The 13,429-nt window shown below is 39.2% G+C and carries 10 protein-coding genes; 8 read left to right on the forward strand and 2 right to left on the reverse strand.

The features are described from left to right. Positions 1-385 precede the first annotated feature (385 nt). Complete coding sequence (gene hemH, locus CWB65_RS19005) at positions 386-1,405, reverse strand: ferrochelatase (protein WP_138741245.1); 1,020 nt, start codon at positions 1,403-1,405, stop codon at positions 386-388. 74 nt (positions 1,406-1,479) lie between these two features. Continuing rightward, entirely contained in the window at positions 1,480-2,814 is a 1,335-nt protein-coding gene (gene nosR / locus CWB65_RS19010; RefSeq protein ID WP_008133193.1) for a response regulator c-di-GMP phosphodiesterase, NosR family, read from the reverse strand. A 245-nt stretch (positions 2,815-3,059) separates the two neighbouring features. Here nosR and CWB65_RS19015 point away from each other — a divergent pair, with 245 nt between their 5' ends. From CWB65_RS19015 to arfA, 8 genes are all read left to right on the forward strand, one after another. After that, entirely contained in the window at positions 3,060-3,425 is a 366-nt protein-coding gene (locus CWB65_RS19015) for a response regulator (RefSeq protein ID WP_008133194.1), read from the forward strand. Then, a complete protein-coding gene (locus CWB65_RS19020) occupies positions 3,422-3,997 on the forward strand; it encodes a chemotaxis protein CheX (protein WP_006793514.1) in 576 nt (191 codons plus the stop codon). The genes CWB65_RS19015 and CWB65_RS19020 overlap by 4 nt, the downstream gene beginning before the upstream one ends. Continuing rightward, positions 3,997-5,274 carry a PAS domain-containing sensor histidine kinase gene (locus CWB65_RS19025; protein WP_138741246.1) on the forward strand — a complete coding sequence of 426 codons (1,278 nt, stop codon included), beginning with the start codon at positions 3,997-3,999 and terminating at the stop codon, positions 5,272-5,274. Before CWB65_RS19020 ends, CWB65_RS19025 begins: the two co-directional genes overlap by 1 nt. A 296-nt stretch (positions 5,275-5,570) precedes the next feature. Next, a complete protein-coding gene (locus CWB65_RS19030; protein WP_138741247.1) occupies positions 5,571-7,577 on the forward strand; it encodes an EAL domain-containing response regulator in 2,007 nt (668 codons plus the stop codon). Beyond that, a complete protein-coding gene (locus tag CWB65_RS19035) occupies positions 7,574-8,701 on the forward strand; it encodes an HDOD domain-containing protein (RefSeq protein ID WP_138741248.1) in 1,128 nt (375 codons plus the stop codon). Before CWB65_RS19030 ends, CWB65_RS19035 begins: the two co-directional genes overlap by 4 nt. Before the next feature lie 120 nt (positions 8,702-8,821). Continuing rightward, complete coding sequence (locus tag CWB65_RS19040; protein WP_138741249.1) at positions 8,822-9,733, forward strand: sensor histidine kinase; 912 nt, start codon at positions 8,822-8,824, stop codon at positions 9,731-9,733. Positions 9,734-9,981: 248 nt separating this feature from the next. Next, a complete protein-coding gene (locus CWB65_RS19045; protein ID WP_138741250.1) occupies positions 9,982-12,522 on the forward strand; it encodes a TonB-dependent receptor plug domain-containing protein in 2,541 nt (846 codons plus the stop codon). A gap of 371 nt (positions 12,523-12,893) precedes the next feature. Next, on the forward strand, positions 12,894-13,094 hold the full coding sequence (arfA, locus tag CWB65_RS19050; protein WP_006793520.1) for an alternative ribosome rescue factor ArfA: 201 nt from the start codon (positions 12,894-12,896) through the stop codon (positions 13,092-13,094). The last annotated feature ends 335 nt before the right edge of the window (positions 13,095-13,429 follow it).

The raw sequence follows: 13,429 nt of genomic DNA on the forward strand, positions 1-13,429 counted from the left end.
GGAGGGTAGTAGCAGGGCAAAGCCAATGTTTAGTTTATTTTTGTAGACGTAGAGCTTGCTCACGTTAGAAGCGGCAGCTTCTTGTTATTTAAAAATAAATATGACCACAGAGCACACCGAGGCGCTTTGCGCTACACAGAGTTAAAAAAGTAGTTATTAGTCACTTCTCGGTGTTAAGTTAGTTACGTTTACGAATAAATCGACTAAATGTAAAAGCGTTGCTTTTAAACGCCAGCAAGCTGCGCGTCTACAGGTAAATTCAGCCATGGCATTGTAAATGATGGGCTTTTCACTAACTCTAAAAGCGCAGCGTCTCTTAACCTCTTTGTGAATTATTGGCATAAAAAAAGGCGTTAATATTAACGCCTTTTTCATATTGAGTTGATTACAACATTGGTTTTAACACATCAAATATGGCTTCAATGTGGTCGTCTCTGTCGTTTAAAGCTGGGATATATCGGTATTTTTCGCCGCCAGCTTCTTCAAATATTTCGCGGTTTTCGCCTTCTAACTCTTCTAGTGTTTCAAGGCAGTCGGCGCTAAAAGCAGGGCTTATAATTGCCACATCTTTAATGCCTTCGGCTGGCAGGCTTTCTAGCGTTGCATCTGTGTAGGGCTTTAACCACTCTGCTTTACCAAATCGGCTTTGGAAAGTGCTAATGACATTGTCTTTATCAAGGCCAAGCTTTTCAACAACAAGTCGGGTTGTTTGTAAGCACAGGCAATGATATGGGTCGCCGTTGTCTAAAAATAGTTTTGGCATACCGTGGTACGAAAAAACAATTTTTTGCGGCACCCCGTTGGCTGCTAGATCTTCGCTTATGCTATTAGCTAACGATTCAATATAAGTGGTGTTTTTGTGGTAACCGTTTATAAAGTGAAGCTCAGGCACCCAGCGCCATTTGCGTAGCACGCTTGATACGGCGTCAAATGTAGACCCTGTTGTAGGGCTTGAATACTGAGGATACATTGGCATGATAATTATGCGCGTGAGGCCTTTGTCTCTTAGCTCTTCAAGGCCAGCTTCTATTGAAGGGTTGCCATAACGCATGGCCATAACAACTTCGGTGTTTGTGTAGCCTTTTTGCTTTAACAATGTGTTGAGTTTCTCACTTTGCTGGCGCGTAATGTGCGTGAGAGGCGACCCGTTTTCTGTCCAAATACTTTTGTATAACTTTGCTGAACGTTTTGGACGTACTCTTAAAATAATGCCATGTAGTATGATCATCCAAACAAGGCGTGGTATTTCTACTATGCGTGGGTCAGATAAAAACTCGCGTAAGTAAATACGCAGTGCCGCGGCTGTTGGGGCGTCTGGGCTCCCTAAGTTAGTAAGCAGTATTCCCGTTTTTTGATTAAAACGCCCGTCGTGGGGATTGTCGGTTACGGCAGAAAATCGCGACACGTTGTGCTCCTTCAAGCAAAGTTATATGTATATTTTAGGCTTATTGTAACGAAAAAAAGCCTGCTTTAGATCAATCATTTAGCGCTTTTAATCATAATTCTAAAGGGGGTTGGTTTTTTAGCTTCAAGTTGTTGTAACTTTTCAATTGATTTACGGCTAAACACATGGCCTTTGGGCAGTAACATAATGCCAGTGTGGCTTTGTATCGAGTTCCCCAGTACCATATTTTCTTTAAGCTCTTGAGCATTACAAATAGTGACCGACCCCGCTGTGCTTTTCTTCTCTTTCATTTTGTTGTGACTGGCTTCAAGTGCTCGCACAATTTTTGGATGATAAAACGTACCGCTGTAAAGTTTTATAGTGTCGAGTGCGTGCTGGTGATGTTCGGCCTCGTTATCGCCCACACTTTGTTCATAGGCTTCCCAATAATCACGTGCAACGCTTAAAACCATGGCGCCAATGGGTATTTCGTTACCCGAAAGCCCTTTAGGTAACCCGTTGCCGTTATAGCGCTCATATTGATAGTAAATAGCATCAGATACATCGTGTAAATGCAGTGCAGGCATAAGCATTAGCTGCGCGGTGCTTGGGTGTGTGTAAAAGGTTTTGCGTTGTGCTTCGGTTAGTTTATTCACTGGTTTTTTATAAAGATCGGGGTCCATGGCTAGCAATCCTATTTGTGCTAGGTAACCCGCAGTTGGCGCAAGTTCGATACTTTTTTGTGACGCATTTAAGTACAAGGCTATATGCGTACAGGTATTGGCAATGTTTTGTGCTCTGTTACCATCGAGATAAGGGTTTGCATTAATAAAGTTGTAGAGCAGCTCTACGGTAGATTTATGCTCGTTTTTTTCTCGTTCATTTGCTTTTTCAAGCTGCCTGAGCACTTGTTTTATTTGCTTTGTACGCTTTTCTACTCTGAGTTCTAACGACTGATTCAGTTCGGTTAATTGCGCATTTTGTTTTTTGACATGCGCTTGAAGTAGTTCGTTGTGCTTTTTTAAGCGAAACTTTTCAACTGCTGATTTTATAACACCGATTAAGTGATCGTTTTGCCAAGGCTTTTGAATGTAGGCGTTAATACCCCCATCGTTTACTGCACTAACCGTTGACTCTAGATCAGAATAGCCCGTTAGCAAAATACGTTGAGTGTCAGGAGCTAGCTTTTTTGCTTTTGCTAAAAACTCTGCGCCGCTCATTTTGGGCATACGCATGTCACTTATGACCACATCAAACTGTGTGGCTGTCATTTTTTGAAGTGCGTCGTGTCCGTCGGTCGATACAACCACATTAAATTTGTTCATTCGAAGTAGTCGTACAAGTGACTTTAAAACACTTGCTTCGTCGTCTAGACATAGAATGTGGGCAGGTCTGTTGTTAAATTCTTCTAGTTCAGAGGTTTTTTGCATAAAAGTAAAGCCAGCCAAATCTGATATACGGTTAAATTTAGTCTAACCTCGGCTTATAAACAACTGAATTGGCGGATTTTATTAATCGCAACAAACTTTATTAATGCGTGAATTTAAAATGCATAAAAAAACAATTAAAACCCAGCATAAAAAGCGAATTTTAGGCTATTTTTTTTGCAGAAATTACTAATTACTTCTACTCTAAAACAGAAGGTTACGTACTAATATTGTATAGCGAGGACTGTATGCCAATACCGGTTACAATAGCTGATGACTCAGCACTTTCAAGAAAAACAATTAAACGCGCACTTCCTGAAGATTGGGATATTACAATTCACGAAGCCAAAAATGGGGTTGAAGCGCTAGATGCTGTGCATGCCGGGTTAGCAGAGGTACTGTTTTTAGACTTGCAAATGCCACAAATGGATGGCTTTGAAGTGCTAAAAGAGCTGCAGCAAGAGCATCAAAAAACCATTGTTATAGTAATTAGTGCAGATATTCAACCTGCAGCACAGGCGCTTGTTAGCTCTATGGGCGCTTTTAGGTTTTTACAAAAGCCTTTAAAAGCCGACCAATTACGCGAAACCTTGCTGGATGTTGGCTTGTTATGATTGAAATAAACGAAGACGAGCGCGATGCGCTTCAAGAAATAATGAACATTTCTATGGGGCAAGCGGCCGATGCGCTTGCTCGACTTATTCAAACCAAAGTGTCTTTGTCTATTCCTGCTATTCAAGCAATGTCTCCTGAAGATTTTCAGGGAATGATTAATAGCCTTTCAAATAACTGGTTTGCACGACAGTCGTTCACGGGCACTATTCGTGGTGAAGTGATAATGAGTATGCATAAAGACGGTTGCAATGCGTTGGCTGAAGTAATGGATTTTGACTTACCGCTTGATGAAGCCGCAACAGAAGAACTTGTTTTAGAAATTACCAATATTTTATCTGCTGCTTGCTTACAAGGCTTTACCAGCCAGCTTGAGTTATCAACGCAATTAAATATGCCTGCGTTTTATTATCCTGTGCAATCTGCTCACAGTAATGAGTGGTCGTCTATTTTAATTATAGAAGTTGAATTTTTTATTGAGCAAATGCAATTTGATGCGCGCATACTCATTGGCTTAAGTGAAGGGTCTATTGAACAGCTGTTAATACCAATCAAAGCCTTATTGGAGGATTGATGGAAAAAAGCGAGTTTGAACGCGTCATTGAGCAACTTCCTATTGGTGCCTGTATTATAAATCAGGATATGACAATCACTTTCGCTAACCCTACGTTTTTAGGTGGATTAACCATTCGCCAACCCGATTTAGTTGGCCAACCTCTATTAACTGTATTTGAAGAACAAGCGCGTTTTTTAAAACGTAAAATTGACAGTGTATTTATTTTAAAAAACCCAAGCTTTAGTTACTGGCAACAACGCCCCCATGTATTTCCCATGCGAAGCAGTCGCCCTATTACCGGGGATGAGTCGCAAATGTACCAAAATGTGCAATTTATGCCGCTATCAAATGAAAATGCAGAGGTTACGCATGTCAGTATTTTTGTGACAGATGTAACCGCAGAGGCCAGTTATTTTATTCAGCAATCTGATTTAAAAAATGCGCTAGAAGACGAGCATCAACAATTAAAGGCACTGCATCAAGAGTTAAAAGTAGCGCAAAAGAAAATGCTGCAATCAGAAAAAATGGCGTCTATAGGTCAGTTGGCCGCAGGGGTTGCACATGAAATTAATAACCCAATAGGGTTTGTGAGCTCAAACCTAGAAACGCTCAAGGATTATGCATTAAAACTAATAAAAACAACGCAGACGCAAAAAAAAATCATTGTAAAACAGGCTGAAGATCGCTTTATAAAATTACTTGAGGATGTATACGAACGCCAGGGTGTTGACTTTATAATAGAAGATTTACCGGAGCTACTCGATGAGTCGCTAGATGGTGCAGAGCGAGTTAAAAAAATTGTTAATAGCTTACGAGATTTTGCATTAAGCGATGAAGAAAGCTGGATGGAAGTGGACTTATGCGCTGAGATTGAGTCGACGTTAATTGTGTTAAAGAATGAGCTCAAATATAAAGTTCAAATTGAAAAGCAGTTCCCTGCAGAGCCTGTTTTTATATGGGGTAAGGCCAGTAAAATACGGCAACTCTTGTTTAATACTATTTTAAACTCGTTACAAGCGATGGTTTCTGGAGGAACACTGACCATTGAGTGTAAGCAAGAACAAGACAAAATAAAGCTTATTATTGAAGACACTGGCGCAGGTATTGCTGAGTCTGATTTAGAGCGAATTTTTGATCCCTTTTATACAACCAAAGAGGTTGGGCAAGGTACCGGTTTAGGCTTGTCTGAGGTGTACACCATTATTGAAGAGCACGAGGCAAGTGTTGATGTACTGAGTAAAGTGGGTGAAGGCAGTCGCTTTGTGTTTGTTTTCAATACCCCAAAAAGTTCATGAGTTAAAAAACAGCGCGAAGAGAGGCATGTTTTGTGACTAAAGGTTGATTGAATAGTGTTGCTGGTATTGTTTATTATTAGCTAATTATATTGGATTGGTATTTTTTATTATATTAATTCTTTATGATTGGGTTGGTGGTTTGTAGATAGCAAGTGATATATTTGCATTAGGGTTACATGTTATTTAAATGTAAATTACTGTTACCCTATCATTTTAATGACGGCAGTACTTTTTTAAGTACTGTTGTATTAGCTGTTTTGATCTTTTTTAAGATTGAATAACAATAGGAGCCAATAGTGGAACCTAGTATCCTTTTGGTTGATGATGAAGTTAATGTTTTGCGCTCTTTACGGCGTGTATTGCAGCGCGCCGGCTTTAAGGTAAGTGTAGCCGAAAGTGGCCCTGAGGCGCTTGAATACTTAAAAACAAGCGACGTATCTATTATTGTGACTGACTACCGAATGCCTAATATGACAGGGGCTGATTTACTTCGAGAAGTTAAAATTCACTGGCCAGAAATAATAAATATAGTGCTTAGTGGTCATGCAGATTTTAATTCGGTGGTTGAGCTTCTTAACCAAGGACTGGCGATTAAGTTTTTACAAAAGCCTTGGAATGAAAATGAACTGATAACAACCATTGAACAGGCGCAACAACTCTATTGCAAGCGTATTGCTCAGCACGAGCGTGACCAACTACTTTTAGGTAGCGTTACCGCGCTTATTGAAATAGACGAAAATGGTAAAATAAACCGTTTTAATGCGCCTGCGCAGTCTTTGTTTTCAGGTTTATACAGCTTTGTTGATGATTACATAATTAATATAGACGCACAGCCAAATAAAGACGATTTGACGGCCTTTTTAAGTAATAAAACCAATATGTTATTTATTGCTCGTAAATGCGCAGAAAGCGAAAAAGAATACGAGTTTATTTTGGAACGCTATTGGTCTGATGATTTTTGTCAGTTACTTAAGCTGTCTGTTAACCCTAGTAAATCGAGTGATAAACTTTTAATAGAAAGCTTTGGTGATTTTTTAATTAAAGAACCTGCTTTTTATCAACAGCTAAATGAGTATGAAGGTGAAAACACTAGCTACACGGTTATTTTTATCGGTATTGCTAAATTTGAACTTATTGCTGATTTATTAGATTACCAAAGCGCTTACGAGTTTACACACTTGCTTGCAAAAGTATTGCACATTACCTTTGGTGAAAAGGTAAGAATGTGTCAAAAGCATTTAAACCAGTTTATGTTATCTGTACCTCACGCAAGTAACGATGCCACATTACTTGCCGCACTTAATAAAACAATGACCTTATTTACAGAGGCTATCCCCCAACGTTACAAAGGAATGAGTATAGAGCTTTATGGCGTGTACGGCATTTTTCCTGAAGATGTTTTGTCGGGCAAAGAGCTTATAAATCATCTTAGTTTGAATATGAACTACTTGGCTAAAAAACAGCAACGATTTTTTACCCGCTTTGATGCAGAGCTTGTGAATGACTACCGAAAAAACTTTGAGTTAAGCCGGTTACTTTTTAAAGCAATTGATAACGAAGAATTTAGTTTATGTTTTCAGCCTAAAATAGATTTAACAACACATAAAGTAAGTGGTGCCGAAGTGCTTATTAGGTGGTACGAACCAACAAAGTATGGGTGGGTGTCTCCTAGTTTATTTATACCTATTTCAGAATGCGATGGCCAAATTATTGCTATTAGCCGATTTGTCATTTCTCAGAGTTTTAAGCAGCTTAAGCAATGGAACTTGCAAAAAGTTGAAGTAGGTAAACTCGCTATAAACCTTTCTGCTCGGCAAATTAAAGAAGACCCTGAATGGATAGACTTTATGCTTGAGTCTCTAAATGAGAACAACCTCAGTGCATCAAGTATTCAGTTTGAGCTTACAGAGACGTATTTAATGGATGACTTACACGAATGTCAGCTGCAAATAACAAGGCTACGCGGCTTGGGTTTTGAAGTCCAAATTGACGATTTTGGTATAGGTTATTCATCACTTGCGTATCTTTCAAAGTTATCAATCGATGGCATAAAATTAGATAAGGAGCTGATAAGTGGTTTAGATTCATCCCTTGAAATGCAAAGTATGATCAGAAACATTGTGCGTATGTCCCATGATCTTAATTTAAAGGTAATTGCAGAAGGAGTCGAGACGGCTCACGAATGTAAATTGGCAGAAAGACTTGGCTGTGATTATATTCAAGGTTTTTATTTTTCTAGACCTTTGCCTGCGGATGAGTTTTATGATTACTTAATAAATACAAATGTGCGCGGTGATGAATGAAAACAATGAGAGTAGTTTTATTTGACGACGAGCTTTTTATATTAAAGGCGCTACATAGAACTATTAACAGAATATATCCCGCTGCTGACGTTATTACGGTGAGTGAAATAAATGAATTTTGGTCTGTGCTTAAAAATAATAAATCAATAGACCTAATTATAAGCGATTACTTAATGCCGCACGTTAATGGATTAGATGTGTTAGAGCGCTGTTTAATTGAAAATTCGTACCCAGTGAGGGCTTTGCTCACGGGGGACCCGTCGTTAACCGAAAAAATGCGTCAATGTAACGTTGTGCATATGTATCTTGCTAAACCATTTAATAAAGACGATTTAATACTTTTGTTTAACAATGTGGCAGAATTAAAAGCACTCCCGTTTTCAGAAAGTATGAGAAGAAAACTGGGGGCAATGTCTAGCTTTCCGGTTTATCCTTCACTGCTGCAAGAGCTCAATACGCTTATTGATAGTGGAGAGTTTGACCTAACTGAAGTAGCCGAGCTTGTCTCTAAGGAGCCTGTTATTGTTGCTAAGTTGCTGCAACTTGCTAACTCGGCCTATTTGGGCTTCACACGTAAAACAGTCTCTATAGAAGAAGCCGTTTCTCGCCTTGGTACGACTATTTTATTGTCAATTAGTACATCATTATTAATGGCAGAAAATTTGCCTCCTTCTATATCGGCCATCGATCACGAAAAGCAAATACATGTTGCAACACATTATGCTAGTTGTGTTAAAAAATTTGCACAACATATAGGTATGAACTTAAAAGAGCAGGCTTTGCTATTTTCAGTGGCGCTATTGAGTTTTGTTGGTAAATTAATAAATGTTGAAGAAGTGACGGACCAACACAAATTAACTGAGCCTGAGCAAAGTATAAATTACCTCCATGTATCTGCTTATATCATGAAACTATGGGGGCAGAGTACGCAGCTGTGCGCATTAATTTTAAACTCCAATGAGTTAAAAACCCCCGCTGATAATTTGAGTAATACCCTTTATATTGTTCATCAAAAGTTATTTCAAAAGCAGTCTAACGAGGCCCTTATTGTTGGTTGTCAGCAACAGGGGGTTTGTTCATCCTTTTGTGAAGCAATAAATACGTTTGAGTGGGAAGTGTTTTAAGCTTAACCTGCCTGTTTATTGTCAATTTACACATTTATTTACAGAACAAAAAGGAGATCTGGTTGCGTATTTTCAGTTTGGCAACTAAATATTAGTTATACAAGCTATAGGGATACTGGCATGAATGAAGTAGAGAGTCATTTAGAAAGTGTATGTTTAAACGATGAAAAAAACCTTAAGTCGTTACAAAAGCAACTAAGTGAAAAAGAGTCCGAATTAGCACGGTATAAAAAAATGCTTGTCCAAAGTACTAAAATGGCAACATTGGGTACGCTAAGTGTTGATGCGGCTTCGGAAATAAGCACCCCATTGTCACAAGCAATTAATACGATAGATAACTTTAGCCATAGCAGCCCAATAATCTCCACATTACTAAATATCAGCGAGCAATACTTAAACGGTGAACTCAAAGAAAGCCAGTTTAAACACGAGCTCGACTTACTTAATTTACAACACCCATTTGCTTGGATTGGCAATGACTTGTCGACCAAAATAAAAGACAGCGCGAGCACCTTAAGGCAGGTTAACTATTGCGTTCAAAATTTACTTAATTTTTCTGAATCTAATGAATGTCATGCAGTTCAGCTCGTCAACATAGTCGATGTTGCTGTAAATATGCTTAAGCTTCTTGAAAGTCAGCTATCGCTGTGCGCTATAAAAACCGATTTTGAAAATGTACCGCCTATTTATTGTAATTTAGCTTCAATTAATCAGCTTTTTGTTAATTTACTCATTAATGCCCGAGAAGCCTGTGAGCATAATGACACCAAAGGGTGCATTGTTGAAGTGCGTGTTTTTGAACAAAATAGCTTTATTTGTATTGAGATAAAAGATAACGGTTGTGGCATGACAAACCATGTACAAGAACAGATGTTTGACCCTTTTTTCACGACCAAAGAAGTAGGAAAAAATAGTGGGATGGGGCTAACGCTTGTGCACTCAATAGTGCAAGAACACGCAGGAAAGATACAAGTTAACAGCATAATAGAGACAGGTACGTCCATTTTATGCTCACTCCCCTTAAAAGAATAAGTTAATAAATAAATACTCATTGTAAACAGTTTGTTAAAAATGTATTTTGTAATTTTAATTCCTTGTTTGCATTAATTTTAGCCTTTTTGGTGTATTTTTTTCTTAAGTTGAACTTTATTTGCATACTTAGGCCTTTAATTTAAAATTTTTCATTTCTTTTTATTTGCTAATGTTGCTAGGATGTTCCTCATTGGCGATGCTAAATCGCCAAATAAACTATAAGAACACACATAAACAGGGTCGTCACTATGTCAACATATCGTTTAAATACACTTGCAGCGGCAGTTGCATTTGCAGTATGCGCACCAGGCGTTGTTATCGCGCAAGAAGCCCCCGTTCAAGCTGCTAAAAATATTGAACAAATATCTGTATTAGGCTCTCGGGTGTCTAATCGCACCTCAACAGAGTCATCTTCACCAATAGATTTAATAGACTCAGATGATTTAAATAAAGGCGGTTACACTGAGCTTGGCCAAAGCCTACAAGCTACAGCACCGTCATTTAACTTTTCGCGTACGCAGGTGTCAGATGGTTCTGACTTATTTAGACCTGCTACACTTCGTGGTTTACAACCCGATCAAACGCTTGTATTGGTTAATGGTAAACGCCGTCATAATCAATCTATTTTTGGTCTTAATGGGACTGTTGGTGCTGGTGCTGCCGGTACCGATATGAACGCAATTCCGTTAACTGCGCTTAAAGGCGTTGAAGTACTTCGTGATGGCGCAGCGGCAAAATATGGTTCCGATGCAATAGCAGGTGTAATCAACCTATCACTTAATAATTCAACAGGTGTAACAACTGGCTTTGTTCAGTATGGCGGTACAAGCGAAGGCGATGGCGACACAGTTACCGCAGGTCTAAACCGTGGTTTTGAGTTAGGTAACGAAGGTGGTTTTATTAATTTATCACTTGAATACCGTGATGCTGACGGAACTAACCGTGCAGAACGCGATACGGGTGGTTCGTTAAATGTAGAACCCGGAACGCTCTCAGAGGATGTTCGCTGGGGACAAGGTAACGCTGATAGCGAATTCACATCGCTGTTTTATAATATGGCACTGCCTGTTGGCGATAGCGAGCTTTACTCGTTTGGTGGGTTCTCAGAACGAAGCGCGTTAGGTAATGGTTTTTATCGTAACTTTAACGAAGCGTCTAAAAACGTGACTCAAGTATACAGTGATGGTTTTTTACCGCGTATATACAATGAAGCTCAAGATCTTTCGTTTGCAATAGGGTTTAAAGGGGATATAAACCCAGATTGGACTTACGATGTGTCGGCTGTATATGGTGAAAACCAATACGATTTTACCTCGCGTAATACCTTAAATGCGTCTTACGCTGCCGAGTACTTATTTAATAACCCTGATGCAAGCGATGCTGATATTGCAGCTAATGCAGGCCCAACCGGTGGCTATTCAGGTGGATTTAGATTTGATCAAACTACATTTAATGCTGATTTTAACGGCATTGTAGATATTGGTCGCAGTGAACCACTATACGTAACTATTGGCGCAGAATACCGAAAAGAAAATTACGAAATAGTACCAGGCAGCCAAGCGTCGTATGCTTGTGGTTTAGCTAATACTGATACTTCTTATCCGTCAGTCAATGACGAAAATCAATTTGCGCAGTGTGGATTTCAGGCTTACAACGGCCTACGCCCAGAAGCGGCAAATAAAAGTGATCGAAATAGCTACGCGATATTTGTAGATGTAGAAACGATGATCACAGATGCATGGAACGTTAGTGGTGCACTTCGCTATGAAGACTTTTCAGATGCGGGTGACGATTTAATTGGTAAACTAGCGACACGTTACGAGTTTAATGATGACTTTGCTGTTCGTGGTGCGGTATCAACTGGCTTTAGAGCGCCTTCGCTTCAGCAAAGCGGTTATACAGCTTTTACAACCAACCTAGGGTCGGATGGCTCGTTAACTCAGTCGTTTACTGCTAACACAGGCACGGCATTTCCAAGTGCGTTAGGGGTTGATACTTTAGAGCTTGAGACTTCAACTAACTACAGCGCGGGATTTGTTTACGATGTAAGCAGCGAGCTTTCACTTACAGTTGACTTTTACCGTGTGGAAATTAAAGACCGCATAACGTTAGGAAGTTTGTTATCGGCTGACGACGTATCGTTTAGCCCAGATGCGCTTGCTGCGCTTCAAGCTACAAGCGCAGTACAGGCTAATTACTTCTCAAACTCTGTTGATTCTACTACGCAAGGTGTTGATATTATTGCCTCATACCGTACTGAAATCGACGGGGCTAATTTGGGTGTTACTTTTGCTGGTAATTTGAACGACACTAAAATTGATAACGTTAATGCAGAAGAAGGTATTCCAGAAGCGGTTGCCTTTGATGACTTACAACGTAGCTTTTTTACTGATGGACAGCCAAGTGAGCGTGCCACGCTGACATTTGATTATGCGCGCGACGCATATACTTCAACACTTCGTTTTAATTACTTTGGCGAAACCGATGTAAAATACTTTGGTAACGACCATATTTCATTGCCGGGTGAGCTTTCTCCAACGGGGTCGTTTAAACCAACAAGTACAGTTGAATCAGCTGTGTTAGTTGATGTAAACGTAAGTTATGACATTAATGAGATGTTTACGCTTTCAGTTGGTGCCGACAACGTATTTGATGAAACACCTAATGAGTTAGGTGATGACGAAGTACTTAACTTTATTACCAATGGTGCGTTTAAATACCCAGTACGTGCATTGCCTTATGGCTTTGACGGGCGTACATATTATGCAAAAGTAAGCTTTGAATTTTAATTACTTGAGCTAAAAACTATTTAACCTGAACTCTGGTTAAGAGATATACCAACATATTTTATCATGATGATATTTAAGCTTATTTCTCTAGCCAGAGGTTTTCAGTGGAAACAAGGCGAATTTACGCGTCAATAGCTAGCCTATTTCAAGTAAATTCAACGCTGTTAGCGCTGGAAATAGCTGCTAGAGATAGATTTATTATCCAGTGTTCAGGTTACTACTAAGCGCAGTTATTTACTGCGCTTTTTTTATGTTTATTTATTATGAAAAAAGAGCGTTGTGTAATGATAAAATTACTTGCAAGCTTGAAAATTAGGCATACAATCGCCACTTCTTAAGGTTCTTATTGTTATAAATAGTTAGGAAATAAAATGGCTAAAAAATCGAAAAGCAAAGCCGCAAATAATAGTGCGGTAGACACCGGTCGGGGTGTTATTAATCATAATGCGCTGGCGGCTTTAGTAACCTCTAAAGTGTTTAAACCTCAAGTGGTAAAAGCTAAAAAAGGGAAAGGCTCATTTAAACGCAATAACAAACACGTAGGACGAGAGTCTTATTTAATCGCGGCTTAAATAGCACCGATCAAATAAGACTTTTAACTGCCTACTTTTTGCCGCAGCATGCGGGTAAGTGTGTTGTCTTTATCTATAATATGGTGCTTTAAGGCGCCCACGATATGTAAATTTAACGCGATAAGAAGTGCATTTGCTGTATGAGCTCTAGCCCGAACAAAGCACGTCTCAACCTTTTTGTAATTTATTGATCTTTATTAAAAATGCACAAAGAGAAGGGAATGAGGAGTAAATGAGAAGTGAAAGCTGTAGGCGCTAAGCTTGCTCGCGCAAGATGCTATTTACTTCTCTAAAAGTGAAGCGTCTCTAAACCCCTTTGTGATTTATTGATCTTT

The sequence above is a fragment of the Pseudoalteromonas sp. S554 genome, assembly GCF_005930865.1.
Classification (GTDB): Bacteria; Pseudomonadota; Gammaproteobacteria; order Enterobacterales; family Alteromonadaceae; genus Pseudoalteromonas; species Pseudoalteromonas marina.